Annotated in this window: 23 protein-coding genes and 1 pseudogene; 11 read left to right on the top strand and 13 right to left on the bottom strand. The window is 69.5% G+C overall.

Annotated features, from left to right (window positions below):
• Positions 1 to 41 precede the first annotated feature (41 nt).
• Both J8M50_RS12875 and J8M50_RS12870 read left to right on the top strand, forming a co-directional pair.
• Positions 42 to 1,721 carry a phosphatidylglycerol lysyltransferase domain-containing protein gene (locus J8M50_RS12875; RefSeq protein WP_029184697.1) on the top strand — a complete coding sequence of 560 codons (1,680 nt, stop codon included), beginning with the start codon at positions 42 to 44 and terminating at the stop codon, positions 1,719 to 1,721.
• A complete protein-coding gene (locus J8M50_RS12870) occupies positions 1,718 to 2,413 on the top strand; it encodes a hypothetical protein (protein ID WP_223786204.1) in 696 nt (231 codons plus the stop codon). The genes J8M50_RS12875 and J8M50_RS12870 overlap by 4 nt, the downstream gene beginning before the upstream one ends.
• Positions 2,414 to 2,682: 269 nt before the next feature.
• Here J8M50_RS12870 and J8M50_RS12865 read toward each other — a convergent pair whose 3' ends face one another.
• Positions 2,683 to 3,429 (bottom strand): hypothetical protein, encoded by a 747-nt coding sequence (locus J8M50_RS12865; protein ID WP_010360659.1) that lies wholly within the window; start codon positions 3,427 to 3,429, stop codon positions 2,683 to 2,685.
• Positions 3,430 to 3,489: 60 nt separating this feature from the next.
• Between J8M50_RS12865 and J8M50_RS12860 the strand changes: the two genes are divergently transcribed.
• The gene (locus tag J8M50_RS12860; protein ID WP_010360657.1) at positions 3,490 to 4,272 is read left to right on the top strand and encodes an adenosylcobinamide-GDP ribazoletransferase; all 783 of its coding nucleotides are present in this window, start codon (positions 3,490 to 3,492) and stop codon (positions 4,270 to 4,272) included.
• A gap of 317 nt (positions 4,273 to 4,589) precedes the next feature.
• Here the strand turns inward: J8M50_RS12860 and J8M50_RS12855 are convergent, their stop codons facing one another.
• Positions 4,590 to 5,378 (bottom strand): endo alpha-1,4 polygalactosaminidase, encoded by a 789-nt coding sequence (locus J8M50_RS12855; RefSeq protein WP_029184695.1) that lies wholly within the window; start codon positions 5,376 to 5,378, stop codon positions 4,590 to 4,592.
• 260 nt (positions 5,379 to 5,638) lie between these two features.
• On the opposite strand from J8M50_RS12855, the gene J8M50_RS12850 reads away from it, so the two are divergent.
• The 5 genes from J8M50_RS12850 to aceE all read left to right on the top strand — a co-directional run bounded on the left by J8M50_RS12850 (position 5,639) and on the right by aceE (position 14,692).
• The gene (locus J8M50_RS12850; protein WP_010360654.1) at positions 5,639 to 7,156 is read left to right on the top strand and encodes a leucyl aminopeptidase; all 1,518 of its coding nucleotides are present in this window, start codon (positions 5,639 to 5,641) and stop codon (positions 7,154 to 7,156) included.
• A gap of 294 nt (positions 7,157 to 7,450) precedes the next feature.
• On the top strand, positions 7,451 to 8,839 hold the full coding sequence (gene lpdA / locus J8M50_RS12845) for a dihydrolipoyl dehydrogenase (protein WP_010360653.1): 1,389 nt from the start codon (positions 7,451 to 7,453) through the stop codon (positions 8,837 to 8,839).
• 60 nt (positions 8,840 to 8,899) lie between these two features.
• Positions 8,900 to 10,666 carry a 2-oxoglutarate dehydrogenase, E2 component, dihydrolipoamide succinyltransferase gene (sucB, locus tag J8M50_RS12840; RefSeq protein ID WP_223786203.1) on the top strand — a complete coding sequence of 589 codons (1,767 nt, stop codon included), beginning with the start codon at positions 8,900 to 8,902 and terminating at the stop codon, positions 10,664 to 10,666.
• A 173-nt stretch (positions 10,667 to 10,839) separates the two neighbouring features.
• Positions 10,840 to 11,463 carry a GntR family transcriptional regulator gene (locus tag J8M50_RS12835; RefSeq protein WP_010358384.1) on the top strand — a complete coding sequence of 208 codons (624 nt, stop codon included), beginning with the start codon at positions 10,840 to 10,842 and terminating at the stop codon, positions 11,461 to 11,463.
• Between the two features lie 526 nt (positions 11,464 to 11,989).
• Complete coding sequence (gene aceE, locus J8M50_RS12830; protein ID WP_010358386.1) at positions 11,990 to 14,692, top strand: pyruvate dehydrogenase (acetyl-transferring), homodimeric type; 2,703 nt, start codon at positions 11,990 to 11,992, stop codon at positions 14,690 to 14,692.
• 51 nt (positions 14,693 to 14,743) lie between these two features.
• Here the strand turns inward: aceE and J8M50_RS12825 are convergent, their stop codons facing one another.
• On the bottom strand, positions 14,744 to 15,937 hold the full coding sequence (locus J8M50_RS12825; protein WP_010358387.1) for a serine hydrolase domain-containing protein: 1,194 nt from the start codon (positions 15,935 to 15,937) through the stop codon (positions 14,744 to 14,746).
• A gap of 186 nt (positions 15,938 to 16,123) precedes the next feature.
• Between J8M50_RS12825 and J8M50_RS12820 the strand changes: the two genes are divergently transcribed.
• The gene (locus J8M50_RS12820; protein ID WP_063748145.1) at positions 16,124 to 17,368 is read left to right on the top strand and encodes an alpha/beta hydrolase family protein; all 1,245 of its coding nucleotides are present in this window, start codon (positions 16,124 to 16,126) and stop codon (positions 17,366 to 17,368) included.
• On the opposite strand, the gene J8M50_RS12815 is transcribed toward J8M50_RS12820, so the two are convergent.
• Positions 17,358 to 18,542, bottom strand: a complete 1,185-nt coding sequence (locus J8M50_RS12815) for a MarP family serine protease (protein ID WP_010358389.1) — start codon at positions 18,540 to 18,542, stop codon at positions 17,358 to 17,360. The two genes, J8M50_RS12820 and J8M50_RS12815, sit on opposite strands and share 11 nt — an antisense overlap.
• 188 nt (positions 18,543 to 18,730) lie before the next feature.
• On the opposite strand from J8M50_RS12815, the gene J8M50_RS12810 reads away from it, so the two are divergent.
• Positions 18,731 to 19,579, top strand: coding sequence for a peptidoglycan recognition protein family protein (locus tag J8M50_RS12810; protein ID WP_086014069.1), 849 nt, complete (start codon positions 18,731 to 18,733; stop codon positions 19,577 to 19,579).
• A 508-nt stretch (positions 19,580 to 20,087) separates the two neighbouring features.
• Here the strand turns inward: J8M50_RS12810 and J8M50_RS12800 are convergent.
• The 8 genes from J8M50_RS12800 to J8M50_RS12765 all read right to left on the bottom strand — a co-directional run bounded on the left by J8M50_RS12800 (position 20,088) and on the right by J8M50_RS12765 (position 24,395).
• Positions 20,088 to 20,606 carry a DUF4240 domain-containing protein gene (locus J8M50_RS12800; RefSeq protein WP_010358394.1) on the bottom strand — a complete coding sequence of 173 codons (519 nt, stop codon included), beginning with the start codon at positions 20,604 to 20,606 and terminating at the stop codon, positions 20,088 to 20,090.
• 120 nt (positions 20,607 to 20,726) lie between these two features.
• Positions 20,727 to 21,692 carry a helix-turn-helix transcriptional regulator gene (locus J8M50_RS12795; protein ID WP_010358396.1) on the bottom strand — a complete coding sequence of 322 codons (966 nt, stop codon included), beginning with the start codon at positions 21,690 to 21,692 and terminating at the stop codon, positions 20,727 to 20,729.
• A gap of 34 nt (positions 21,693 to 21,726) precedes the next feature.
• A complete protein-coding gene (locus J8M50_RS12790) occupies positions 21,727 to 22,086 on the bottom strand; it encodes a hypothetical protein (protein ID WP_010358398.1) in 360 nt (119 codons plus the stop codon).
• Between the two features lie 149 nt (positions 22,087 to 22,235).
• The gene (locus J8M50_RS12785; RefSeq protein ID WP_075692981.1) at positions 22,236 to 22,472 is read right to left on the bottom strand and encodes a DUF397 domain-containing protein; all 237 of its coding nucleotides are present in this window, start codon (positions 22,470 to 22,472) and stop codon (positions 22,236 to 22,238) included.
• A 449-nt stretch (positions 22,473 to 22,921) separates the two neighbouring features.
• A complete protein-coding gene (locus J8M50_RS12780; protein WP_075661345.1) occupies positions 22,922 to 23,113 on the bottom strand; it encodes a DUF397 domain-containing protein in 192 nt (63 codons plus the stop codon).
• A 12-nt stretch (positions 23,114 to 23,125) separates the two neighbouring features.
• Positions 23,126 to 23,317, bottom strand: coding sequence for a DUF397 domain-containing protein (locus J8M50_RS12775; protein ID WP_075661346.1), 192 nt, complete (start codon positions 23,315 to 23,317; stop codon positions 23,126 to 23,128).
• Positions 23,318 to 23,328: 11 nt separating this feature from the next.
• Entirely contained in the window at positions 23,329 to 23,520 is a 192-nt protein-coding gene (locus J8M50_RS12770; RefSeq protein ID WP_010358403.1) for a DUF397 domain-containing protein, read from the bottom strand.
• Positions 23,521 to 23,528: 8 nt separating this feature from the next.
• A complete protein-coding gene (locus tag J8M50_RS12765) occupies positions 23,529 to 24,395 on the bottom strand; it encodes a DUF5753 domain-containing protein (RefSeq protein ID WP_010358405.1) in 867 nt (288 codons plus the stop codon).
• A gap of 169 nt (positions 24,396 to 24,564) precedes the next feature.
• On the opposite strand from J8M50_RS12765, the gene J8M50_RS12760 reads away from it, so the two are divergent.
• Positions 24,565 to 25,059, top strand: coding sequence for an ATP-binding protein (locus tag J8M50_RS12760; protein ID WP_010358407.1), 495 nt, complete (start codon positions 24,565 to 24,567; stop codon positions 25,057 to 25,059).
• A gap of 592 nt (positions 25,060 to 25,651) precedes the next feature.
• On the opposite strand, the pseudogene J8M50_RS12755 reads toward J8M50_RS12760, so the two are convergent.
• Positions 25,652 to 25,744 (bottom strand): annotated as a pseudogene (locus tag J8M50_RS12755) (GNAT family N-acetyltransferase); the annotation flags it as partial.
• Positions 25,745 to 25,842 lie beyond the last annotated feature (98 nt).

Raw genomic sequence — 25,842 nt, 5'->3', positions numbered from 1 at the left:
ATCGTCAGGTTTCCGCATAACGGGACATAGCATCCCGACGCATGGGACGCGTTCGGGCTGGTGCTGTTGTTGTCTGGTATCTGCGGGGGGTTGCGTTCGTCAACTTCCTCAGTGGGGTGTGGGTGTCGTTCGGGCAGGATGTCCGGCAGCACAATCAGGCGGATCTGTTTACGCCTTATCTCTTGACCGCCGGGTTTTCCTCCGGGGTTTTCGCCACGTTTCTCGCCGTGATGATGCGGAGACGTAAGCGGGCCGCCTGGATTCTGAATCTGGGGCTCAGCGGGGCATTTCTGTTGCTGTTCTCCGTGGCCATGCTGCTGCCCGAGGTCCGGCATTATCCGCAGAATTGGGTATCCCTCGGGATCACCGCCGGGTTCGTGGTGGCGTTGCTTCTCGGGCGGCGGGAGTTCTACGCGAAAGGGGACCGCGCCAATCCGAGGCTCGCGGCTCTGGTGGGCGGGGGTGGGCTGCTGGGCGCGTCTCTGCTGGCCGGGGGGCTGGTCGCGCTCACCGACACCGCGGGCGGCGGCTTCGTACAGCAGTGGTGGTACGGCACCCTGCGGCTCGTGTCCGTGTCCGCCGAGGAGTCGGGGGTCGCGCCGCCCACCTGGGTCGATGTCGCCGTCAACGGGATGAGCACCGTACTCGTCCTCGCCGGGCTGTACGCCGCGTTCCGTTCCCGCCGGGTCGTCGATCCGCTGGGGGACGAGGACGAGAAACGGCTCCGGGAACTGCTCGACAGACACGGTGAGCGGGATTCCCTCGGCTATTTCTCCTTGCGGCGTGAAAAGAGCGTCGTGTGGTCGCCGACGTACAAAGCAGCTGTCACTTATCGGGTCGTCGGAGGCGTTTCGCTGGCCTCGGGAGATCCTCTCGGAGATCCCGAGGCGTGGCCCGGGGCTATTGCGCCGTGGCTCGACGAGGCGCGGGCGCACGGGTGGATTCCGGCGGTGATGGGGGCCGGGGAAGAGGCCGGGAACGTGTACCGGCGGCACGGGCTCGACGCGCTGGAACTCGGCGACGAGGCGATCGTGGAAGTGGACGAGTTCACGCTGGAGGGCAGGGCGATGCGGACCGTGCGGCAGGCGTACAACCGGGTGCGGCGGGCGGGGTACACCGTACGGATCCGGCGGCACGAGGAGGTGCCGGGCGCCGAGATGGCCGGGGTCGTGCGGCTGGCCGACGCGTGGCGGGACGGGGACACCGAACGCGGGTTCAGCATGGCGCTCGGCAGGCTCGGGGACCCCCGGGACGGGCGGTGCGTGGTCGTCGAGTGCTTCGACGCGGAGGGGGTGCCCCGGGCGCTGCTGTCCTTCGTACCGTGGGGGCCCCGCGGGCTCTCCCTCGACCTCATGCGGCGTGATCGCGGCAGCGACAACGGGCTGATGGAGTACATGGTCATCGAACTCCTGCGGCGGGGCCGGGAGATCGGGATCACTCAGGTCTCGCTCAACTTCGCGATGTTCCGGTCCGTCTTCGAACGTGGGGCGCGGCTCGGGGCCGGGCCCGTGCTGCGGGTGTGGCGGTCGCTGCTCAGCTTCTGCTCCCGGTGGTGGCAGATCGAGTCCCTCTACCGGGCCAACGCGAAGTACCGGCCGATCTGGGAGCCGCGTTTCCTGCTCTTCGAGAAGAGCGCGGACCTGCCCCGGATCGGGCTGGCGTCGGCTCGGGCGGAGGGGTTCCTGGAGGTGCCGGGATGGTTGCCGGGAGGTCGCCGATGAACGTGCTCGGCCGGTGGGCCCGTACCGAGTGGGGGCCGCTGTGGCTCGCCGTGCGGCGGCGGTGGGCCGTGCCGGTGATGACGGTCGCTGCGGTCTGTACGACGTCGGTGCTGCAAGCCGTGCAGAACCTCGACTGGGGGTATCAGGTCGTCCAGGATCTCGGCGCGGTCCGCGCGCAGGACCCTCTGTTCCTGGCCCTTCTCCGTACGCCGCTCTCCCTCTTCGTCCCCGCGCTCGACCTGCCGGTCTGGGGTGCGCTGGCTCAGATCCTGCTGGTGTTCGGGCTCGCGGAGATCTGTCTGGGGTGGGGGCGGACGCTGGCCGTCGCGTACACCGCGACGCTCGCCGGGACGTTGTACGCACGCGCGGGGGTCGCGCTGGGGCCCGATGTGCCGGTACTGGGGCTGCCGGCCTCGGCCGCGAAGATCGTCGACACGGGGCCGTCTGCTGCGGTCGTGGGGCTCGCGGTGTATCTGGCTTGGCGGTATCGGGCGTATGTGACGGGCGGGGTGGTGGTGCTCGCGATGGTGGTGGAGGTGGCGGTGAAGGCGAACCTCGCGGGGAAGGAGCATGTGGCGGCGATCGTTGCGGTGGGGGTGTTGGTGGGGGTTCGGGAGTGGTGGGGGCGGAGGGTGGGTGAGCGTGAGCTTGCGGGTGGGGTGGCGGGGGAGGCGGAGAGGGTGGGGAGATGAGAGCGGGGGGCGAGGCTAGGGGGCCGTGAGGGGCGAGGTTCGGGGTGAGGGGGCGAGGAGAGAGGAGCGGCGAGGCGTGGCGAGCGGGGTCGTGAGGAGGTGGGGCGAGGAAGGGGGGCCGCGAGACGCTGGGGCGAGGGGGAGACGGTGAGGGGCGAGGCGAGGGGGCCGTGAAGAAGTCGGGCGAGGAAAGGGGGGCGGCGAGGAGTGGGTGGGGTCGTGAAGAGGTGGCGTACGGAGAGGGTGGCTGCGAAGGACCCTCTTCCTTCTCACCGTGATAACTGGTCCGGTTTGCCTCCCACCAGTTCCTCCACACACCTTCGTACCCGTGACCAGCGGCGGTCGCTTCGGGTTGCTCTGCGTTCGGAGCGGGTCCTTGCTCGGGGGCGGTGGGTGTAGAAGTGGCGGGCCCAGGGGGACTTGGGGCGGGCCAGGCGGATCGCGCCGATCAGGGCGACCGTGGGGACGATGATGCCGAAGATCGCTGTGCGGGCCTTGCCCTTCGCCAGGGCGATCAGGGAGAGGAGGAAGTTGATGGCCACCGTCGTCAGGGCTACGCCTCTGCCTGCCACCTCGTCGTTCGAGAGGTCGTCCACTCCCAGCGGGGAGTAACCCAGGAGGACCAGGCCGACCAGCGCCGCCGTCAGGACCACCACCTCCACGCTCTTGCGGCCCTCCTCCGTCCAGTACACGTCGTCCAGGTGCAGGATCAGCGCGAACTCGTCCAGGACCAGGCCCGTGCCGATGCCGAAGCAGACCGCCGAGGCGCAGGCGCCCGCGCCGTGCGTGCCGGTCGCGATCGCGCCGAAGCCGCCGATCACCGTCAGGATCACGCCGGGTACGACGTGGTGGATGTGCAGGCCGCCCGCCTTGACGTTGCCGAACGGGCCCTTGCCGGCGCGGATCAGGCGGGTCACCAGGCGGGTGAGGAGGAACGTCAGGACGAAGGCTGTAAGGGCCAGGAGGAGGGGGAGTTTGCCCGGTTCTACTATGTTCCGTTGCAGCCAATGTCCCATGTGCGCACTTTATCCCTGTTGGCGGTGGGGCTCGGTGTGACGGTCGGATAATCTGCGCCGATGCCCTCGATGTCCGACAGTTTCTCCCTCCACGGTCTGCGGTTCGCCTTCGGCACGCTGACGGTGATTCCGGTTCGTGTGTCCCGGTGGGACCGGGGGGCCGCGCGGGGTGGGATGACGTGGGCGCCGGTGGTGGGGGTTGTCGTCGGGGGGTGTGCGGCTGTACTTGGGGGGGTGCTGTTGGTTCTGGGTACGGGGGCGATGGTGGCCGCTGTTGCTTCCGTGGCCGTTCCTGCTGCGCTGACTCGGGGGCTGCATCTTGATGGGCTGGCCGATACGGCTGATGGGCTCGGGAGCGGGAAGCCTGCGGAAGACGCCCTGCGCATCATGAAGCAGTCCGATATCGGGCCGTTCGGGGTGCTGACGTTGGTGTTGGTGCTGTTGGCTCAGGTCGCTGCGGTGAGTCGGTTGTACGAGGAGTCGTGGGGGCGGGGGGCGTTCGGGGTCGTGGTGGGGGCGGTGGTGGCTCGGCTGGCGATGACGTTCGCGGCGCGGGCGGGGGTGTCGGCGGCTCGGCCGGAGGGGTTGGGGGCGGCTGTTGCGGGGGTTGTACCGGTGCGGTGGGTGTGGGGAGTTGGGGGGGCGGTGGGGTTGTGTGCGGGGGTGGTCGGGTGGTGGGTCGGGGTGGTTGTGGCGGTGCCGGCTGTTGTGTTGGGGGTGGGGGCGGCGGAGTTGTTGTTGCGGCGGTGTCTGACGCGGTTTGGTGGGGTGACCGGGGATGTGTTCGGGGGGGTTGCGGAGGTGGCGGGGGTGGTGAGTTTGGTCGTGCTGACGGTGGGGTGAGCGCGGTATCGGAGGGGGCGGAGGGTTGTGTGGCGGGTGCGGCGGCGTTGTGGCTGGTCGCGCCCACGCGGCGGTAGCCGCAAATCGATACAGCCCCGCGCCCCTAAAGGCGTTGCGGTGACCGGCGTCGGCCAGTCGGCCCCCGCCCGCCTCGCCCTCGCCCTCGCCCTCGCCCTCGCCCTCGCCCTCGCCCTCGCCCTCGCCCTCGCCCTCGCCCTCGCCCCTCGCCCCTCGCCCCTCGCCCCTCGCCCCTCGCCCCTCGCCCCTCGCCCCTCGCCCCTCGCCCCTAAAGAAACGGCATCAGCCTGGCGTTCGTTTCAACATGATCTGCGCCATGCTCCCAGCTCGTACTTCTTTTCCAGCGAGCTCAGCTTCAACTCCCTCGACTCCTTGCAGAACTTGGTTGTTGGGAGTTCGTACTCCACGTGGAATACCGCCTTGCTCGCCTTGATGAAGGGTGTGAGCGTGTCGCATTCGTCGTACTGGGCGCACTGTTCGTTGACCGCGAAGTCGAAGTCCTTGAGCAGGGACGGGATTTGGTCCATGTCGTTTTTCAGGCCCACCGACATGCCTCGGTCGTGGGACAGCTTGGCTATGAGGCGGTTGTAGTGGAGTTGGTCGTCCGGCTTTAGGGGGAAGCCTGTTTTGTTGCGGTAGCCGTCCATGTTGTCCGGCTCCACCGCGTCGAAGCCCTTCTCCTTGCACATGTCCAGGCGCTTGGCCATCAAGGGTTCGAGGGTGTTCAACTGGCGGATGTCCAGCCAGCGTTCGCCCTCCCAGCCGTTGCTCTTGCCTATCACCGACTTGGGGAAGTTCGCGGCGTCGGGGCGCCAGTCCTCGTACGCGCCAGTTGAGATGTAGCAGATGGCCTTGCGGTTCTTCGCGTGGAGCGCTGCGACCGTCGCCTTGGGCTGGTCGAAGCCGTCGATGTCGTAGACGGGGACGTCGACGGACGTGTCCAGTTTGCCGTTCAGCTGCCATTGCCAGGCGATACCGGGCCGGGGCTGCCAACGGCCGCTCGGCGCCGAGGGAACGTCCGGTGCCGACGTACTCGTACAGCCGATGAGTAGCAGCAGCGGAAGGATGACCAAGGGGGCGCGTCTCAACGGACCGGCTCCAGACTGTGCGGCAGACGTTCTCCGAGGATGATCCCCTTCACCGCGAGGTGAACACGCGCGGGCGTGAGCGGACGCACACACCCGCGTAGGCTCATGGCGGGATCTGTCACATCGGTTCGCCGCGCCGATGAGAGAGACCCCGGTACGACCGTGCGCGAGCAGCCGACCTAATGTCGACGGCCGGGTTCGGTCGACCCACACCGTTCGGCCACAGCACTCTCATATTCGGAAGCGGAGAAATCACCACCGTGACTGCTCTCACTCTCAGCACCGCCGCGGCGCCCGGCCTCCGGGCCGACGCGATCGTGATCGGTGTCGCCAAGGGCGCGAAGGGCCCGGTCGTCGCGCCGGGCTCGGAAGCCGTGGACAAGTCCTACGACGGCAAGCTCGCCGCCGTCCTGGAGACCCTCGGCGCGTCCGGCGCCGAGGGGGAGATCACGAAGCTGCCCGCGCCGGCCGGCTTCAAGGCACCGCTGATCGTCGCGGTGGGTCTCGGCGCGGAGCCCGCGAAGGACGCGGCGTACGAGGCGGAGGCGCTGCGGCGGGCCGCGGGCGCTGCCGCCCGTGCGCTGGCCGGGGCCAAGAAGGCCGCGTTCGCGCTGCCGCTGGGCGAGGCCGGGGAGGTCGGGGCGGTCGCCGAGGGCGTCCTGCTCGGGGCGTACTCCTTCGACACGTACAAGGAGAGCGGCAAGGGGAAGGGCGGCAAGGCGCCGCTCGGGGAGGCCGCGCTGCTGGGGGGCAAGCCCCGGGACGCCGTGCAGAAGGCTGCGCTCGCTCGTGCCGTCGCCGTGTCCGAGGAGCTGAACCGGGCGCGGGATCTCATCAACATGCCGCCGAACGACCTCGACCCGGCCGCGTTCGCCTCGCTCGTCGTCGATGCGGGCAAGGTGCACGGGTTCAAGGTCGAGGTGCTCGACGAGAAGGCGCTCACGGAAGGTGGGTACGGGGGGATTCTCGGCGTCGGGCAGGGGTCCGCGTCGGCTCCTCGGCTGGTGAAGCTGTCGTACAGCCACCCGAAGGCCGTGAAGAACCTCGCGTTCGTCGGCAAGGGGATCACGTACGACTCCGGTGGTATCTCGCTGAAGCCCGCCGGGCACAACGAGACGATGAAGTGCGACATGAGTGGTGCCGCCGCCGTGTTCGCCGCTGTCGTCTCCGCCGCTCGGCTTGAGCTGGAGGTGAACCTCACGGGGTGGCTGGCGCTCGCCGAGAACATGCCGTCGGGGGCCGCGGTTCGGCCCGGTGATGTGCTGCGGATGTTCAGTGGCAAGACCGTGGAGGTGCTCAACACGGACGCGGAGGGGCGGCTTGTCCTCGCGGACGCGTTGTGGGCGGCTTCGCTGGAGAAGCCGGACGCCATCGTGGACGTCGCGACGCTCACCGGGGCGATGATGCTGGCGCTGGGTAACCGGACGTTCGGTGTCATGGCCAACGACGACGCGTTCCGCTCCGCGATCTACGACGCGGCGGAGGAGGTCGGCGAGCCGGCCTGGCCTATGCCGCTGCCGTCGCACCTGCGTAAGGGCATGGACTCCCCCATCGCCGATATCGCGAACATGGGTGAGCGGATGGGTGGCGGCCTTGTCGCCGGGCTCTTCCTCCAGGAGTTCGTGGGCGAGGGCATCACCTGGGCGCACCTCGACATCGCCGGACCGGCGTTCAACGAGGGCGGGCCGTTCGGGTACACGCCCAAGGGGGGGACGGGGTCGGCGGTACGTACGCTGGTCCGTCTCGCGGAGTTGACCGCCTCGGGCGACCTGGGCTGACCGTTCGCCCACTGAGTGGGGTGCTCGCGCCCGCGCGGCGGAGCCGCACATCCAATACAGCCCCGCGCCCCTCCAGGGCGCGGGGCTCACCCCCCTCCAGAAGTCCCCCGACCTCGGCTCCCGTGTGGTGTCTCACACCCCAGCCCCGTGTCTCGTCCGCGTTCTACAAGTGCGAGGATGGGGGGCGGCAGGACAGGGCCCCCACCGAAGGGCCGAAGCAATGAGCGGCCGGACACCAGCCGCCTGCCGGTCAGTGACGACCGGCGTACGGCGCACATGCATGGAGGACGTGACGTGGCGAACGACGCCAGCACCGTTTTCGACCTAGTGATCCTCGGCGGTGGCAGCGGTGGGTACGCCGCGGCGCTGCGCGGGGCGCAGCTGGGTCTGGACGTCGCTCTGATCGAGAAGGACAAGGTCGGCGGCACCTGCCTGCACCGGGGCTGCATCCCCACCAAGGCCCTGCTCCACGCGGGCGAAATCGCGGACCAGGCTCGGGAGAGCGAGCAGTTCGGTGTCAAGGCCACTTTCGAGGGCATCGACATCGCGGGCGTCCACAAGTACAAGGACGACGTGATCTCGGGCCTGTACAAGGGCCTCCAGGGTCTCGTCGCCTCCCGCAAGGTGACGTACATCGAGGGTGAGGGGCGCCTGTCCTCCCCCACCTCGGTCGACGTCAACGGCCAGCGGATCCAGGGCCGTCACGTCCTCCTCGCGACCGGCTCCGTACCGAAGTCGCTGCCGGGCCTGGAGATCGACGGCAACCGGATCATCTCCTCGGACCACGCCCTCGTCCTGGACCGCGTCCCGCAGTCCGCGATCATCCTCGGCGGCGGCGTCATCGGCGTCGAGTTCGCCTCCGCGTGGAAGTCCTTCGGTGCGGACGTCACGATCATCGAGGGTCTGAAGCACCTCGCCCCCCTTGAGGACGAGAACTCCTCCAAGCTTCTTGAGCGCGCGTTCCGCAAGCGCGGCATCAAGTTCAACCTGGGCACGTTCTTCTCTAAGGCCGAGTACACGGCCGACGGCGTCAAGGTCACGCTGGCCGACGGCAAGGAGTTCGAGGCCGAGCTCCTGCTCGTGGCCGTCGGCCGCGGCCCCGTCTCCGCCGGTCTCGGCTACGAGGAGCAGGGCGTCGCGATGGACCGCGGCTACGTCCTGGTCGACGAGTACATGCGCACCAACGTCCCGACGATCTCCGCCGTCGGCGACCTCGTCCCCACGCTCCAGCTCGCGCACGTCGGCTTCGCCGAGGGCATCCTGGTGGCGGAGCGGCTGGCCGGCCTCAAGGCCGTGCCGATCGACTACGACGGCGTGCCCCGGGTGACGTACTGCCACCCCGAGGTCGCCTCCGTGGGCATCACCGAGGCCAAGGCCAAGGAGATCTACGGCGCGGACAAGGTCGTCGCCCTGAAGTACAGCCTCGCGGGCAACGGAAAGAGCAAGATCCTGAAGACCGCGGGCGAGATCAAGCTCGTCCAGGTCAAGGACGGCGCTGTGGTCGGCGTCCACATGGTCGGCGACCGCATGGGTGAGCAGGTCGGCGAAGCCCAGCTGATCTACAACTGGGAGGCGCTGCCGGCCGAGGTAGCGCAGCTCATCCACGCGCACCCGACGCAGAACGAGGCGCTCGGCGAGGCCCACCTCGCCCTGGCCGGCAAGCCGCTTCACGCGCACGACTGACCCTCGGTCACCGAAGCGACGACACAGACTTTCCGCAACTCGTAAGGAGCAACCGAAACCATGGCGGTTTCCGTAACCCTTCCGGCGCTCGGTGAGAGCGTCACCGAGGGCACCGTCACCCGCTGGCTCAAGGCCGAGGGTGAGCGCGTCGAGGCCGACGAGCCCTTGCTCGAGGTCTCGACCGACAAGGTCGACACCGAAATTCCCGCGCCCGCGTCCGGCATCCTCGCGTCCATCAAGGTCGCCGAGGACGAGACGGTCGAGGTCGGCGCCGAGCTGGCCATCATCGACGACGGCACCGGGGCGCCCGCAGCGGCTCCGGCACCGGCCGCTGTCGCTGAGCCTGCCGCTGCCCCGGCCCCTGTGGCCGAGGCGCCCGCCGCTCCGGCCCCCGTGGCCGAGGCGCCCGCCGCTGCCGCTCCGGCCGCCGGTGGCGCGTCCGGTACGGACGTCGTCCTGCCCGCGCTCGGCGAGTCCGTCACCGAGGGCACCGTCACGCGCTGGCTGAAGTCGGTCGGCGACGAGGTCGCCGAGGACGAGCCCCTCCTTGAGGTCTCCACCGACAAGGTCGACACGGAGATTCCGGCGCCCGTCGCCGGTGTCCTGCTGGAGATCGTCGTCGGCGAGGACGAGACGGCCGAGGTCGGCGCCAAGCTCGCCGTCATCGGTGCGCCCGGTGCCGCTCCGGCCGCCGCGCCCGCCGCTGCCGCTCCGGCTCCGGTGGCTGCTCCGGCTCCCGCCCCGGCCGCGCCCGTCGCTCCCCCGGCTCCGGCCCCGGTCGCTGCTCCGGCCCCCGCGCCGGTCGCCGCCGCCCCGGCCCCCGTCGCGGCTCCGGCGCCCGTCGCCGCTCCGGTCACCCCGGCTCCCGCCGCCACCGCTGGTGACGACGGTGCGTACGTCACTCCGCTCGTCCGCAAGCTCGCCGCCGAGAACGGTGTCGACCTCGCGGCCGTCAAGGGCACGGGTGTCGGCGGGCGGATCCGCAAGCAGGACGTCGTCGCCGCCGCCGAGGCCGCGAAGGCCGCCGCTGCTCCGGCTCCCGCGCCGGTCGCCGCCGCTGCTGCCGCCGCTCCGAAGAAGACGGCCCCCGTGCTGGAGGCGTCGCCCCTTCGTGGCCAGACCGTCAAGATGCCGCGCATCCGCAAGGTCATCGGCGACAACATGGTCAAGGCGCTGCACGAGCAGGCGCAGCTGTCCTCGGTCGTCGAGGTCGACATCACGAAGCTGATGAAGCTCCGTACGCAGGCCAAGGACTCCTTCGCCGCGCGTGAGGGCGTCAAGCTCTCGCCGATGCCGTTCTTCGTCAAGGCCGCGGCCCAGGCCCTCAAGGCCCACCCGGTCATCAACGCGAAGATCAACGAGGCCGAGGGGACCATCACCTACTTCGACTCCGAGAACATCGGGATCGCGGTGGACTCCGAGAAGGGCCTGATGACCCCGGTCATCAAGGGCGCCGGCGGTCTCAACATCGCCGGTATCGCCAAGGCCACCGCCGACCTCGCCGGCAAGGTCCGCGCCAGCAAGATCACGCCGGACGAGCTGTCCGGGGCGACCTTCACGATCTCCAACACGGGGTCGCGTGGCGCGCTCTTCGACACGATCATCGTGCCGCCGGGGCAGGTCGCGATCCTCGGCATCGGGGCCACGGTCAAGCGGCCGGCCGTCCTGGAGACCGAGGAGGGTACGGTCATCGCGGTGCGCGACATGACGTACCTGACGCTGTCCTACGACCACCGTCTGGTCGACGGCGCGGACGCGGCGCGCTATCTGACCGCCGTGAAGGCGATCCTGGAGGCCGGTGAGTTCGAGGTCGAGCTCGGCCTGTAACTCTTGTCGTACGTCGCTGCCCTCGCCGGAAATCCTCCGGCGGGGGCTTCGTCGTGTTGTCCCGTGGCTGCCGTGTAAGTCTCGTCTCACCTGCGTAAAAGGGCGCCCGCGTGCCCTGCCTGCGGCGGCTGGCGGCCGTATTGTCTAAACGTCAAACGCCGTAAGGAGCCCACATGACCGCGCCCGTCGTCCACTCGCTGCGCGAGCAGATCCGCGAGCACATCGTGGAGGGGATCGTCAGTGGGCGCTGGAAGCCGGGCGAGCGGATCGTGGAACGCCGGATCGCTACGGAGCTGGAGGTGTCCCAGACGCCGGTGCGTGAAGCGTTGCGCGAGCTGGAGTCGCTTCGGCTGATCGAGTCGGCTCCCAACAAGGGCGTACGCGTACGGAACCTGACGGCGGCGGATCTGGAGGAGAGCTACCCGGTTCGCGCGGGGCTGGAGGCGATCGCGGCGGAGTTGGCGGCGGAAGCGCTGGCCGCTGACTGCTCGGCGCTTGAGCCGCACGTGGTGGCTCTGTACGAGGCGGACCGCTTGTCGGACGGTACGGGGCAGGTGCGGCACACGGTCGCGTTCCACCGGGAGTTGGTGCGGGCGGCCGGGAACTCGGTGCTGCTGCATACGTGGGAGGGGCTGGGCATCGAGGTGTTCACGGCGTTGTCGATCCGCTGGCTGGGAACAGTCCAGCAGTCGTACGCGGAGGAGCACGAGGAGCTGGTGGCGGCGTTCAAGAGGCGCGACCCGAGGATCGCGGACTTGGTGAAGGCACATGTTCTGGGGTGTGCGCCGAGCGCGTGAGGGGTGGGGTGGTGAGGGTGGAGTGGCGGCTGCGGGTCCGTCGTGGCCGTTCGCGCAGTTCCCCGCGCCCCTAAAAAACGTGGTGGCGGTGCGTCGCCAGGCGCGGGCTGCTGCTGGTCGCGCCCGCGCGGCGGTAGCCGCACATCAGATGCGGCCCCGCGCCCCTAAAGGACTGGGGTTGCGCTGAGTTTGCGGCTACCGCTGCGCGGGCGCGCGCCTGGCGACGCACAGCCACCACCGTTTTTTTAGGGGCGCGGGGAACTGCGCGACCAGCCCCCACTCACCCGCAGCCGCCCGACTACAGAACGTCCCCCCACCTGCGCAAACCGCCAAAATATGCGGCACCCGGTGCCTGTCCGAAAGACACCCCGTGCCTACTTTCTCGTGTTCGAGAAGTTTTGCTCTTCAACCCTTTGATCGATCATCGATCAGGGAGTTAGAGTCCTCGCTGGACCTCCACCGAGGTCCGACGCCCTGTCCTGCCAAAGACCAAGGGCACCCCCCTTCGACTGAGGAAGGCGGCGACATGACCGACCCCAACGCCATCCAGCCGAGCGCACTCGACCAGCTCCACGACCGTGACCCGGAGGAGACTGCTGAGTGGCAGGCGTCCCTGGACGCCGTCGCCAAGGCGGCCGGCCCCCACCGCGCCGCTTATTTGATGCGCCGCACGCTGGAGAGGGCCGAGGGCACCGGCATCGCGCTGCCCCAGCTGCTCGAAACGGACTACGTCAACACGATCCCGACCGCGGCAGAGCCCGGCGTACCCGGTGACGAGGCCCTGGAGGCCCGGATCACCGCGTGGAACCGCTGGAACGCCGCCGCGATGGTGACGAGGGGTTCGAAGCACGGCGTAGGCGGCCACATCGCGACGTTCGCGTCGGCGGCATGGCTGTACGAGACCGGCTTCAACCACTTCTTCCAGGGCAAGGAAGCGAACGGCTCGGGCGACCAGCTGTTCATCCAGGGTCACGCCTCCCCCGGCATCTACGCCCGCGCGTTCCTGGACGGCCGTCTCACCGAGGCGCACCTGGACAACTTCCGCCAGGAGTCGGGCGGCAACGGCCTCCCGTCGTATCCGCACCCGCGTCGTCTGCCGTGGCTGTGGGAGTTCCCGACGGTCAGCATGGGCCTCGGCCCGATCTCGGCGATCTACCAGGCCCGCTTCAACCACTACCTGACGGCGCGCGGCATCAAGGACGTCTCGTCCTCGCACGTGTGGGCGTTCCTCGGCGACGGCGAGATGGACGAGCCGGAGTCGACGGCGGCCCTCACGCTGGCGTCCCGCGAGGGTCTCGACAACCTCACGTTCGTCATCAACTGCAACCTCCAGCGTCTCGACGGCCCGGTCCGCGCGAACTTCAAGATCGTGCAGGAGCTGGAGGCCCGGTTCCGCGGCGCCGGCTGGAACGTCGTGAAGTCCCTGTGGGGCACCGCGTGGGACGAGCTGTTCGCGCTGGACACGACGGGCGCGCTGGTCCGGCGTCTGCGCGAGGTGCCGGACGCGCAGGTGCAGACGTACCAGACGCGTGACGCGGCCTACATCCGCCAGGACTTCTTCGGCAAGGACCCGGCGCTCGTCGAGCTGGCGAAGCTGCTGAGCGACGACAAGATCCTCGACTGCTTCCACCTCTCGCGCGGCGGGCACGAGGCGCGCAAGGTGTACGCGGCGTACAAGGCGGCGGTCTCGCACAAGGGCGCGCCGACGGTGATCCTCGCGCAGACCGTCAAGGGCCACACCCTCGGCACCGGCTTCGCGTCGAAGAACGCCAACCACCAGATGAAGAAACTGTCGGTGGACGAGTTCAAGACGATGCGGGATCTGCTCGAACTCCCCATCCCGGACAGCGCGTTCGTCGACGGGAAGGTGCCGTACGGCCACCCCGGCGCCGACTCTCCCGAGGTCCGCTACCTCCAGGAGCGCCGCGCGGCCCTCGGCGGCCCGGCCCCGGCCCGCCGTACGCATGCGATCGCGCCGCTGCCGTCCGCCTCCGAGAAGGCGTTCGCGTCCTTCGACAAGGGCTCCGGCACGCAGAACGTGGCGACGACCATGGCGTTCGTCCGGCTCGTCAAGGACCTGGTCCGTGACAAGGAGACCGGCAAGCGCTGGGTGCCGATCGTGCCCGACGAGGCGCGGACCTTCGGTATGGAGTCGCTGTTCCCGTCGCTGGGGATCTACTCCCCCAAGGGCCAGACGTACGAGCCCGTCGACCGCGACCAGCTCATGTACTACAAGGAAGCGACCAACGGGCAGATCCTCAACGAGGGGATCACCGAGGCCGGTTCCATGGCCGACTTCATCGCCGCGGCGACGTCGTACTCGACGCACGGCGAGGCCATGATCCCGTTCTACATCTTCTACTCCATGTTCGGCTGGCAGCGCACGGCCGACCAGATGTGGCAGCTCGGCGACCAGCTCGGCCGCGGCTTCCTGGTCGGCGCGACCGCCGGCCGTACGACCCTGACGGGTGAGGGGCTCCAGCACGCGGACGGGCACTCGCCGGTGATCGCCGCGACGAACCCGGCCGCCATGTCGTACGACCCCGCGTTCGCGTACGAGATCGGCGTGATCGTCAAGGACGGTCTGCGGCGGATGTACGGCGAGGCCGCGCCCGGTGAGGACCCGAACGTCTTCTACTACCTCACCGTCTACAACGAGCCCGTCCCGCAGCCCGCGAAGCCGTCCGGGCTCGGCATCGACGAGGCCATCATCAAGGGGCTGTACCGCTTCAACACGGCGGAGTCGGCGGGGGTTTCACCGGCCGCCAACGCCGCGCGCATCCAGCTCATCGGCTCCGGCACGGCGATCCACTGGACGCTGGAGGCGCAGAAGCTGCTCGCCGAGGAGTGGGGGGTCGCGGCCGACGTCTGGTCGGCGACGTCCTGGACCGAGCTGCGGCGTGACGCCCTTGAGGCGGATGCGGCGTTGCTGCGCGGTGAGGAGCGGGTGCCTTACGTCCGGCAGGCGCTCCAGGGTGCGGAGGGGCCGGTGCTGGCCGTCTCCGACTACATGCGGCAGGTGCCGGACCAGATCGCGCAGTGGGTCGAGCAGGACTACTCGTCGCTCGGCGCGGACGGGTTCGGCCTGTCCGACACCCGCGAGGCCGCTCGCCGTCACTTCGGCGTCGACGCCCAGTCGATCGTCGTCGCGGCGCTCGCCCAGCTCGCCCGCCGGGGTGAGATCAAGGCGACGACCGTCAAGGAGGCGCGGGAGCGCTACGGTCTGTAGGACCTGAACTGGACGGGCCCCGGCGGGAGTTCCTGCCGGGGCCCGGTCTGTTCACTCGATGCCCTCGCACAGCGCGGCGTCCGTCAGTTTCTGGAGAGCGGCTTCCGCCTTCAGTAACGGGGCCTCGTCGGGGATCGATCCCGAAGCGGTGATGACGACGCTCCGGCGGCCGTCCTCGGTGAACCCGTTCCGCACGAAGTCGCCCTCCGCGCTGCCTCCGTGGCCCCACCGGTAGCCCCCGCACGCCAACGGTTGCCGCATCAGGCCGAGGCCGTAGTGCAGTCCGGGGAACGGGATCTGGAAGTCGGCGCCGACGGGTACGACATGCCGCATCTCGGCAAGCTGCGCCGACGGCAGGAGGCGTCCCTTCAGCAGGGCCGTGAAGAACCTGTCCATGTCCCTTTTGCTGGTGACCAGTTCGCCCGCCGCGTCGGCCCAGGACATGTTCCGTACGGTCGTGTCGGTCCAGCCGTCGTCGCCGGGGAAGCGGTGGTAGGTGTGGGCGTGCGGTCCGGGGAGCGTGGGGTCGTCGCCGGGGGCGTACGTATGCGTGAGCCCCAGCGGGCGGACGATCCTGTCGTGGACCTCGTCCCGCCAACTCCGGCCGGTGACACGCTCGATGACCATCCCGGCGAGTATGTAGTTGGGGTTGGAGTAGTTCCACTTGGGCGCGGGGTCCCCGGGGGCGGCCGGGGGGAAGTCCGGCGCGCTGCGCATCGCCCCGGCGATGATCCGCTCCGGCGCGAGATGGTCGTACCGGTGCTCCTCGAACGCCTTCGCGTCGGAGCCGATGTCGTCCGTGTAGTCGTAGTTGTGGATGCCGCTGGTGTGCTGGAGCAGATTCCGGAGGGTGACCCGGCGACCGTCGTTGCCGTTCCCGGCGACAACTCCCGGCAGCCACTTCTCGACGCTGTCGTCCAGCGACAGCCGTCCCTCGGCGGCGAGTTGGAGCACGACGGTGGCGACGAAGGGTTTGGTGGCACTGTCGGCGCGGAAGCTCGCGCCGTACGGAACGGGCCGGTCGGTGCCGAGCTCCGCCGTACCGGCCCTGGCCCGAATCCGCTTGCTCCCGTCCCGCACCTCGACGGAGATCCCGACGAACCCGGCCTCCTTGAGCGCGCGTTCCACCTCCCCCCTCAACTTGCCCTCCGGCTCGGCCGCTTGGGCGGGGGCGACGGCGGCGACGCCTCCGCAGAGCGCTGCCGCGAGGAGGACGGCGACGGTCTTGAGTGATCGTTTGCTCATACCGTCCATGGTGTCGGGCGGGGCGATTGCCGGGCCATCACGTCAACCCCCGTCCAGGGGTGGGGAGAACCCCCGGCCGCACCGGGCCGAGTGACAGATGTCAGGGAAAGTGGTGAGGAATCACAGCAGGTCACCGGCCGTGGGGTTCATAGCCTTTCGGGAGCTATCCACCTGAAGGAGATCGCCATGCCGCGTCCGAGCAGCGCCGACAGGACCACCGGGATCAGCAGGAGACGTGCGGTGATCACGGGGACCGCGCTCGGCGCCGGGCTCGCTCTGGCCGCCGCCCCCGCCGTCGCGTCGCCCAGCCGGGCGTCAGGTGCTGTCCAGCCGCCCGTGCGGCTCGTCCTTCCAGCGCCGAGCGGTCCCCGTGCCCTCGGCACCGTGGCGCTGCGGCTCATCGACCGCAGCCGCCGGGACCCCTGGGTCGCCGGGCGGCCGGTGCGCGAGCTGATGGTTCAGCTCTGGTACCCCGCGTGCGCGGCCGTCGGCCCGCCCAGGGCTCCCTGGATGACGCGGCAGGCCGCGGAGGTCTTCCAGCAGACGGGGTATCTCCTCCCCCAGTACGCCACGCTGCCGGACACGCATGCCCGTTCCGGCGCGGCGGCGGACCGGCTGCTCAGGGGCCGGTGCCCGGTGATCCTCTACTCCCACGGGCACGGCCAGCACCGCGGCTCCAGTACGGCGCTGGTCGAGGATCTCGTCAGCCACGGGTACGTCGTGGTCACCGTCGACCACACCTATGACGCCGGGCAGGTCGAGTTCCCCGGTGGCCGGGTCGAGAGGTACGCGATGCCGCCGCTCACCGGGGAGGACGACGATCCGGTGATCCTCAAGGCGGTCGGGGTGCGGGTGGCCGACACCCGTTTCGTCCTGGAGGAGCTGGCACGGCGCGTACGCAGCCGCCGGGACCCGCTCCCGCACGGGATCGGCGACGTCCTCGACCTGTCCCGGACCGGCATGTTCGGCCACTCCCTGGGCGGCGCGACCGCGGCTTCGGCGATGGCGGCGGGCGTGCCGATCGCGGCAGGCGCGAATCTCGACGGCAGCCTCTTCGGTCCGGTGGTGGCCGAGGGGCTGCGCAAGCCGTTCCTCCTGATGAGCGAGGACGCGGACACCAATCCGAGCTGGTCGGAGGTCTGGCCCCGGCTGCGGGGCTGGCGCCGTCAGCTCCGGGTGACCGGTACCCGGCACTTCTCGTACACGGACTACGAGGTGTTCATGCCGCAGGTCGCCGCGCGGCTCGGGGCGACGGAGGAGCAGCTCGCCGAGTTCATCGGCCCGCTCGGCTCGGCGCGTGCCGTCGACATCCAGCGGCGTTTCCTGCTGGCCCACTTCGACCTCCACCTGCGCGGGCGCCGTGCCCCGATCCTCGACGGACCGTCGTCCCGGTATCCCGAGGTGCGCTTCATCGGCGGCATCAGGAGGTGATCAACTCCCCGGTCGACACCCGCTCCGTCGCGCTCACCCCCTTCTCCGCGTCCGGCGCGACCTCGGCCGCTGTCAGGACGTAGCCCGTCTCGTCGTCGGATGTGGAGCGGGCGAAGACGACGCCGAAGACCCGGCCCTGGGTGGTGAGCAGGGGGCCGCCGGAGTTGCCTGGGCGGACGGTGGAGCGGATCGAGTAGATCTCGCGGGTTACCGTCGCGTCGTTGTAGATGTTGCGGCCCGTTGCCTTGACGCGGTTGGCGACCGTGGCTGCCTGGAGGTTGAGGTCGCCGTCCTGGGGGTACCCGGCGACGACCGCCTGGTCGCCCCGGGACGCTTCGTCGTCGAAGCGGAGGATGGGGGCTCGGAGACCGGGGACGTACAGGACGGCCACGTCCTTGTCCGGGTCGAACAGGACCACTCGGGCGTCGTAGGAGCGGCCTACGCCGCCTATGCGGACCGTCGGGCGGTCGATGCCGGCGACTACGTGGGCGTTGGTCATCACGCGCTCGCGGGCGTACACGAAACCGCTCCCCTCGCGGCCCTGGTCGCCGGACGCGCCCTCGATCTTGACCGTGCTGAGTTTCGCCGCGTTGGTGGCGCTCGCCGTGACGCTGTCGCCCGTCGGCTTCGCGACCTCCGCCGTGGACTCGTTCTCGAAGGGGTTGAAGACCTGGGGGAACCCGGCCTCGGTGAGGGCGGAGGTCGCGTCGGAGAACCAGGCCGGGGTGGTGTCGGGCATCGCGTCCTGGACCGTGCCGAGGAGTTTCGAGTCGCGTATCGCGGAGGTGACCAGCGTCGAGGAGGACGCGCCGAGGACGCTGGCGGCGACCCAGGCGACGATGAGGACGGCGACCGCGTTGGCGGCGGCGCCCCCTATGCCGTCGGCGACCCGCAGCGGGCCCCGGTCGAGTTCGTGGCGCAGGCGCAGGGCGAGGCGCCCGGCGAGGCTGTGCGCGACGACGGCCGGCAGCAGGACCGTACACACCGCGGTGATCGTCGCCGCCGTCGTACCCGGTGTGACCAGCTTCATCACCCACGGCAGGACCCAGACGCCGATGACCGCGCCGCCGACGAAGCCGGCGAGCGAGACGCAGCCGGCCACGAGGCCGCGGCGGTAGCCGGAGCCGGCGTACGCGAGTACGACCAGCACCAGCAGGATGTCGAGCAGGTCCACGGAGCCGCCTTTCTCTCGAACCCATGAATACGTGGGGGAAGGGCCCTTTTGATCAGCCGCACCCGCACGCGTGATCGAAACCGGCCACGTGTGCGTGTACCTCGGAAAACGGTCGGACCGGGACGTTGGTTCCACCGAGTGGCACACCGCACATCGCGCCCTCAGTGCGACGAACCGACAGTAGGACCATGCGCAATGGACGCCGACTCAAACCCGCGGCCCGCCTTGTCCCTGGCCTTGCCGCGGTCGCCGCCCTCGCTCTGTGCGCGTCCGGGGTCGATCGGCCGGTGTCCACTACGGCGCAGGTCCGTCCCCTCGTCCTCCCTGGACTCCACACCGCGCCCCGGCCCCGGATCGTCCCCCGCAGCGCCTGGCTCGACGGTCCCCGTGCGCAGCCCGCGCCCCGTTACGACGACAAGGTCGTCGCCGTCTTCGTCCATCACACCGACTCCCCGAACCGGTACGACTGCGCCGACGCGCCTCGCATCATCCGCTATCTCCGTGCAGGTCAGACGGGGGTTCGGGACTGGGACGACATCGGGTACAACTTCCTCGTGGACCGGTGCGGGACCATCTACGAGGGGCGCGCGGGGGGTGTCGACCGTGCGGTCACCGGTGCGCATACGCAGGGTTTCAATCACCGGACGGCGGGTATCGCGGCGCTCGGGACGTTCGTCTCCGGGACGCCGGTGCCGCCTGCGATGGCCGAGGCGATCGCCGCGCTCGCCGCGTGGAAGCTGGGGTTGTCCGACGTCGATCCGCGTGGGGTCGCGCGTCTCACGTCCACGAGCGGGTACAGCCGGTATGCCGCCGGGGCCAGCGCGTCTCTGCCCGTGATCGCGGGCCACAAGGACGGGTACATGACGACCTGTCCCGGTCTCGCGCTGATGGATCTGCTGCCCCAAATCCGCGCCCGTGCCGCCGAGTTGCAGGGGCGGGCGTTCACAGGGACGTCTCAGGCGGGCTTCAGCTTGCTCCCATTCCCCGTGCCTAACGTCGTGCACGACACAAGCCGACAGGGAGGCCGGGGAACATGAACGAGAAGCCGAAGCGGTGGGGGCGTAGCTCCTGGGCGGTACTGGGGGCTGTGGTCGCGGTTGTGCTGGGGCCAGCGGCGATGACTGCGTCTGCGTTGGAGCAGGCTAATCGGGCGCCTATGCATCACGCTGTGCTGACGGCGGAGGGGCAGCAGGGGTATATCCCGAGCGACAGTTCGCGGCGGCGGGGGGTGTGAGGGGGCGTGCGGTGGCTGGGCTGGGGCTGCGTGCGGGGAGGCTGAGGGGTCGGGGCTTCGCGCGGCTGGCGGCTGGCGGCTGGCAGCTGGCAGCTGGCAGCTGGCAGCTGCGTACGGTGGCCGAGGAGCCGGGGCTTCACGCGGCAGCCGGCTTCGTACGATGATCGGATGCTCGGCGCCGCGTACGGCAAGCAGGGGTCGGCCGCCTCGTACGTCCACCGGGCCCCGCGCCTCGTACATCCGCCGGGAGTCCCGCGCCTCGCACAGTCGCCGAGCCCCCAGCCGCGTCGTCCCCTCCCCCCAACGCGCCCTCATTCCTTGAACCGGCCCCACAGCCCCGGATATCTCGCCGCCAGCGCCGTCTCGTTCTCGAAGTCAATCGGCGTGCCCGCCGGTTCCGGTGGGGCCGGGGGGATGCCGAGGTCCGGGGCCACCACGCCCGTGAGCTGCTCGTACGCCTCGTCCGCCGCGTAGCCCAGCTCCTCGCCGTCGCCGTCGATCTCCTCGTCGAAGTCGTCGAGCAGGTCCGCGAGGGCGTCGGGGTCGTGGAGGGCGCCCTCGAAGACGTCCCGGCCCTGGCCGATCAGCCAGCACCGGAAGAAGTCGAACGCATCGTCGCTCACGCCGTCCAGCAGGACCCACGCGGCGCCCCACAGATCCCACCGGTACGCCCGGTTGTACCGCGCCTCGAAGTGACGGGCGAAGTCCAGCACCGCCTCCGGATCCCGCTCCAGCAGCCGCGCGACCAGGAGATCCGCCTGTTCCTCGGGGTCTCCGTCGGCGCGCTCGCGAGTACCGTCCACCAGCTCCCAGAACTCCGTCTCGTCCATCACGGGACCAGCATCGTGCTTCGAGGGGCGGGACGCACCCTGAGTAGCGGGATCGGCGGGATCTTCACGGGATACGACGAACCGGGCACCGAAGTCGCATTGATACGGCCGACCTCGCCCTCACCCCTCCCCGTACAGCGCCCCCAACCTCCCCGCCACCCCCGCGAACCGCTCCCGCAGCTCCCCCGGTGTCACCACCTCCGCCTCCGCGCCCAGGCCCAGGAGCTGTCCGAACGCCACGTCCTGCGACTCCACGCCCAGCGTGACCGTCACCCACTCCTCGCTCGCCTCGACCCCCGCGAGCGCCTCCCGCGCGGCGAACGGGTCGGTCACGTGCGGCAGTCTGCGTACGCCCTCCGGCGAGAGCCGTACGACTACCTCCTCGCGCCGTAGCGACCGTGCGAACGACTCGCCCTGTGCCTCCCAGAACGCGGCCAGTTCGAAGCCTGCGTCCCGGTCGAACCGGTCCTCCAGCACGTCCACTGTCTCGAAGCGTTCGACCCGGTAGATGCGGAACGTGTCGTCGGTCCGTGCGCACAGGTACCAGACCCCGGCCTTCAGTACGAGCCCGTACGGATCCAGCTCCCGTTCGACGAGTCTGTCCTTGCGGCGGTACGTCCCTCTGATCCGCCAGTCCCCCCACACTCCCTGCGCCACCGCCGCCAGGCCCTCCGGGACCTCCGCCTCGCGGAACCACGCGGGCGCGTCCAGGTGGAAACGCTGGGCGGCGGTGTCCGGGGCGTTCCGCAGGGACGGGACCAGTGCGGCGGCGACCTTCATGCGGGCCGCCGATGCGGCGTCCTCCAGGCCCATTCCGCTGAGCGCCGCCGGGACTCCGCTCAGGAACAGTGCCTCGGCCTCGTCCCTGCCCAGGCCTGTCAGGCGGGTCCGGTATCCCCCGATGAGCCGGTACCCCCCGCCCCTCCCCCGCTCCGCGTACACCGGGATTCCCGCCTCCGACAACGCCTCCACGTCCCTGCTGACCGTCCGCTCGGACACCTCCAGCTCCCGGGCCAGCTCTGCCCCGCTCATGAAGGGCCGCCCCTGGAGCAACAGGACCATCTTGATCAACCGAGCCGCGCGCATACCGCCATGATGCCGGGGGCCACTGACAACGGGGTCAGACCCGGTTCGCGGATACGAGCCAGCGCCAGCGGTGGCGTTCCGTGACGAGGGTGGTGGCGGCCAGCAGGGTCACCGCGATCGCCACGCCGGCGGGCCAGGCCAGCCATGCGGAGATCACGGCGGCGGCCAGCTGAAGCAGCACGAGCAGGATCGTGACCCCGCCTGGCACCGGGATGATCACCTTGGCCTTGTCGCCGGGGGTGGAGAAGAGGGTCGGGAGGCCGATGAGGATCACCACGGAGAGGGTGGCGAGCAGCCATGAGTGGCTGGACAGGGCCCAGGGGGTGGCTATCCAGGCGATGAGTTCTGTTGCGAAACGTAGGACGGACGGGATGCGGTCGTCCGGGCGGTTCAAGGCGGGCTGTCCAGGGCCGGTGTCAGTCACCTGCGGACGATCTCACGGCGTGGAGCTGGTTACCAGGGGCTGAATCGCTGCGGCAGCGCTGGGACTTGGGGACTGGCGACCAGTCGCCGTGGGGTTCGCGTGTCCGTGGGTCGGGGGTTTTAGAGCATTTCGCGCGGGCGCGCGAGGGGGGTTGAGGGGGGCCGGAGTGCCTGGATGAAGGGGGTCCAGGCTTGGGGGGTGAAGAAGTGGACGGGGGCGGAGGGGGGCTGTTTGCTGTCGCGGACCGCATGGCCTTCGGGGGCGGTGCGGGCTAGTTCGACGCAGTCGTTGTGTTGGGCCGAGTACGACGACTTACGGAACGGGGTGACGAACTCGATCTCGGGGGGGGTGTTCACGGGGGTTCGAACGGTTGCGATCTCGGCGTAGGGCTTCACGCTGTTCTGCCGACGGACCGTCTTTGCAGAGAGCCTGCGCTTCACGACCGGTTTCATGCCGCGCCGACGTCAGCCGTACATCAGATCCGGGTGGGGGCAGACTTCCAGTTCGGCGGCCGGACGATCGGACCATGTCCACCAGACGTGCCGGCCGGAGCAACCCCAGACGACACGGCAGACGCGGTGGCCGTCCTCCTCTCGGCGACAGAGCACCATCGCGCCGGCTTTCATGGGGGCGCCGCATTGGGGACACGGCGGTGTGGACTCGGCGGGCATTCCGGCAGCGTACTCGTCGGCTCGGGCAGACTGGCTTCTCTCACTGATTGCCGCCAGCTGGGGCGGGCTGTCCTTGCGCAAGGACTGCCGGGAGCTGGTCGACGACGCTATGGATGCCATCCGTCGACCGACCTTCAGTGGGTTGTGGTCACGGACTGGATGAACCCGGTCCACGCCTCCGCACCGAAGAACTGAACGGGACCGGAAGGGTACTTGCTGTCGCGGACCGCGTGACCCCCGGGGAAGGTGCGGGCGAGTTCGACGCAGGCGTTCTCTTGGGCCGAGTACGACGACTTGCGGAACGGGGTGACGATTTCCGGAGCCATGCGCGACCTCTTTCAGCGGGCCGTTGCCACGGACTGGATGAACCGGGTCCACGCCTCTGCGTCGAAGAACTGGACGGGACCGGAGGGGTACTTGCTGTCGCGGACCGCGTGACCCCCGAGAGAGGTGCGGGCGAGTTCGACGCAGGCGTTCTGTTGAGCCGAGTACGACGACTTACGGAACTCCGTGATGATCCCGGGCGCCATACGTAGTCCCCTCAAGAGGCTGTGGTCACGGACTGGATGAACCCGGTCCACGCCTCCGCGCCGAAGAACTGGACGGGACCGGAGGGGTACTTGCTGTCGCGGACCGCATGGCCCCCGAGGGAGGTGCGAGCGAGTTCGACACAGTTGTCCATCTGAGCCGAGTACGACGACTTGCGGAACTCGCTGACGATCTCGGGGGACACGGCACCTCTTACGTTTGCTGGTTCTTGCTCTCCAACGCTTGCCGGATCCGCCGGGCGGACTGCGTCGGGGACAGTGCTGCCGAGCGTAGCTGATTGAAAATGTTCGTGTAGAGGGCCAGATCGTCAGGCGCCTCAACAACGGTCGTGTTCTCGGGAGTTCGAACGGTCACGACCTCCGCGTAGGGCTCCACGCCGTAGGTGAAAGCGGTGCAGGCACCGGACAGCGTTGCGGTCAGGAAACCCGTCGTCGGGAGGACCTGAAGCGTCACGTTCTGCCTGCGTCCGGCTTTCAGCAGGTGCTGCAACTGGTCCTCGTACACCTGGGACGCCGCCGCGAGCGCGGTGATCACCGGCTCCCAGATGATCGCCGTGTACTGCAACACGCCCTCGTCCAGCCTGCGTTGCCGCTGCATGCGGACCTCGACCAGTTCGGCCACCTTGTCGTCCGGGATGAGCCTCGGCCCGAGAGTGATGACCTTCTCCGCGTACTCAGCCGTCTGCAACAGGCCCGGGATCATCACCGGGTCCCAGTCGAGGATGTAGGTCGCGTCGCTCTCCAGCGTGATGTGGTCCGCGTAGTCGGGACTCAACGTCTCCTCGTAGTCGACCCACCACCCCCGCTGGTTACTGGTCCGCGCCCAACCCAGCAGCCGCTCACGCTCCTTCGGGTCCGTCACCTGGTAGCGGTCGAGGAGGGTGTGAACCTCCAGCGCCGATACCGAGACCTGACCGCTCTCTATGCGGCTGACCTTGCTGATCGCCTTCATGATGGTCTCGGCGGCAGCGGCCTGGTCCAGGCCGGCGGCCTCACGGTGTCGCCTGAGTGCTACGCCGAGCCTGCGGCTGCGCACGGTCGGCCTTCCCCCTGTGGGCATCCCTCTCTCCTCTCAACTCTTGCGAGGAGTCTGCCCTGTTGAGAAGCAATGAGTATAGGGCGAACATCAGATCGATGAAAATTTGCGAGCACTCTCCGTTGCGGTGACGATTCGAACACGGCTAGCTTCATTGCGTAGCGCAAGCCACCCGGAACAAAGGGGATGAGCCATGCCCGCGAACGCCGTGTCCACGCGGATCGCCGCCTACCAGTACCCCCGCCGACGCCACAGCGTCACCCGCGCCCGCGACGACCTGCGGCGACAGCTCGCCACGTGGCGGGTCAGGGGTGAAGTCGCCTACGACGCCGAGGTCTTGGTGTCCGAGCTGGCGACGAACGCGGTGAACGCGAAGGTGTTGCCCGACAAGGAGATCCGCGTGGAAGTCACGTTGGCTCAGGGCGAGCTGCGGATCGAAGTCGCGGACGCGAGCGAGGAGTTGCCAGTGATTCGGTGCGCCGGGGAGTGGGACGAGGGTGGGAGGGGGCTGGTGCTGGTGAAGGCGTTGGCGAAGGAGTGGGGGGTGGGGCCGAGGGAGGGAGTGGGGAAGGTGGTGTGGGCGGTACTCAGCGTGCCGGACGCCACCCTCGACCCGCCGAACTTGCAGAACGCCGCCCTCGACTCGCCTGACACCACACCTAACTTGCCGAGCACCGCCCCCAACTAGCCCGACACCACTCCCGACTTGCTGGACACCCTCTCCAACTCGCCGGACACCGGCCCGACTTGCCGGACACCGCTCACAAACCGCCGGATGCCTCACCGGACCTGTCGGGCACCGCCATCGATCCGCCGGACACCGCACTCAACCCGCCCGACACTCTCCCCAACTCGCCGAACACCGCACTCGACTTGCCGGACACGCCCGCAAACCACCGGATGCCTCGCCCAACCTGCCGGGCACCGACCTCGACCTACCGGCATCGCCCCCAATCCGCCGAGCACCACCCTCACCCCGCCGAACACCGCACCCGACTTGCCGGACACCGCCCGCAAACTGCCGGATATCTCGCCCGACCCGTCGGGCACCGACCTCGATCTACCGGACACCCCCCACAACCCGCCGAGCGCCACCCCCAACTCGCCGAACACCACACTCGACTTGCCGGACACCGCCCGCAAACTGCCGGATACCTCGCCCGACCCGTCGGGCACCGACCTCGATCTACCGGACACCGCACTCAACCCGCCGGGCACCTCGCTCAACCCGCCGAGCGCCGCCCTCAACCCGCCGGATCAGACCGCGCGTTGCCCCCGCCTCAGAGCCCCCGCCCCATCAACACATCGTCCACATACTCCCCGTCCAACAGAAACTCCCCCGGCAGCACCCCCTCCACCCCGAACCCCAGGGCCCCGGCGTTTGCCCGGATCGCCCCGGCCTGGGCCGGTTGATCATGCTGGCGGGCCTCGGAAGCAGATGAACACGGCACCTGTGGATCATGGAGTTCTC

It is taken from the genome of Streptomyces acidiscabies (assembly GCF_020010905.1).
GTDB classification, from domain to species: domain Bacteria; phylum Actinomycetota; class Actinomycetes; order Streptomycetales; family Streptomycetaceae; genus Streptomyces; species Streptomyces acidiscabies.
This window is presented reverse-complemented; position numbering and strand designations above follow the sequence as displayed.

Excerpts from the sequence above, each read along its gene's own strand:
- J8M50_RS12875 (WP_029184697.1), top strand. The coding sequence starts at position 42 with ATGGGACGCGTTCGGGCTGGTGCTGTTGTTGTCTGGTATCTGCGGGGG.
- J8M50_RS12870 (WP_223786204.1), top strand. The coding sequence starts at position 1,718 with ATGAACGTGCTCGGCCGGTGGGCCCGTACCGAGTGGGGGCCGCTGTGG.
- J8M50_RS12865 (WP_010360659.1), bottom strand. The coding sequence starts at position 3,429 with ATGGGACATTGGCTGCAACGGAACATAGTAGAACCGGGCAAACTCCCC.
- J8M50_RS12860 (WP_010360657.1), top strand. The coding sequence starts at position 3,490 with ATGCCCTCGATGTCCGACAGTTTCTCCCTCCACGGTCTGCGGTTCGCC.
- sucB (WP_223786203.1), top strand. The coding sequence starts at position 8,900 with ATGGCGGTTTCCGTAACCCTTCCGGCGCTCGGTGAGAGCGTCACCGAG.
- J8M50_RS12835 (WP_010358384.1), top strand. The coding sequence starts at position 10,840 with ATGACCGCGCCCGTCGTCCACTCGCTGCGCGAGCAGATCCGCGAGCAC.
- aceE (WP_010358386.1), top strand. The coding sequence starts at position 11,990 with ATGACCGACCCCAACGCCATCCAGCCGAGCGCACTCGACCAGCTCCAC.
- J8M50_RS12825 (WP_010358387.1), bottom strand. The coding sequence starts at position 15,937 with ATGAGCAAACGATCACTCAAGACCGTCGCCGTCCTCCTCGCGGCAGCG.
- J8M50_RS12820 (WP_063748145.1), top strand. The coding sequence starts at position 16,124 with ATGCCGCGTCCGAGCAGCGCCGACAGGACCACCGGGATCAGCAGGAGA.
- J8M50_RS12810 (WP_086014069.1), top strand. The coding sequence starts at position 18,731 with ATGCGCAATGGACGCCGACTCAAACCCGCGGCCCGCCTTGTCCCTGGC.
- J8M50_RS12800 (WP_010358394.1), bottom strand. The coding sequence starts at position 20,606 with ATGGACGAGACGGAGTTCTGGGAGCTGGTGGACGGTACTCGCGAGCGC.
- J8M50_RS12795 (WP_010358396.1), bottom strand. The coding sequence starts at position 21,692 with ATGCGCGCGGCTCGGTTGATCAAGATGGTCCTGTTGCTCCAGGGGCGG.
- J8M50_RS12780 (WP_075661345.1), bottom strand. The coding sequence starts at position 23,113 with ATGGCTCCGGAAATCGTCACCCCGTTCCGCAAGTCGTCGTACTCGGCC.
- J8M50_RS12775 (WP_075661346.1), bottom strand. The coding sequence starts at position 23,317 with ATGGCGCCCGGGATCATCACGGAGTTCCGTAAGTCGTCGTACTCGGCT.
- J8M50_RS12765 (WP_010358405.1), bottom strand. The coding sequence starts at position 24,395 with ATGCCCACAGGGGGAAGGCCGACCGTGCGCAGCCGCAGGCTCGGCGTA.
- J8M50_RS12760 (WP_010358407.1), top strand. The coding sequence starts at position 24,565 with ATGCCCGCGAACGCCGTGTCCACGCGGATCGCCGCCTACCAGTACCCC.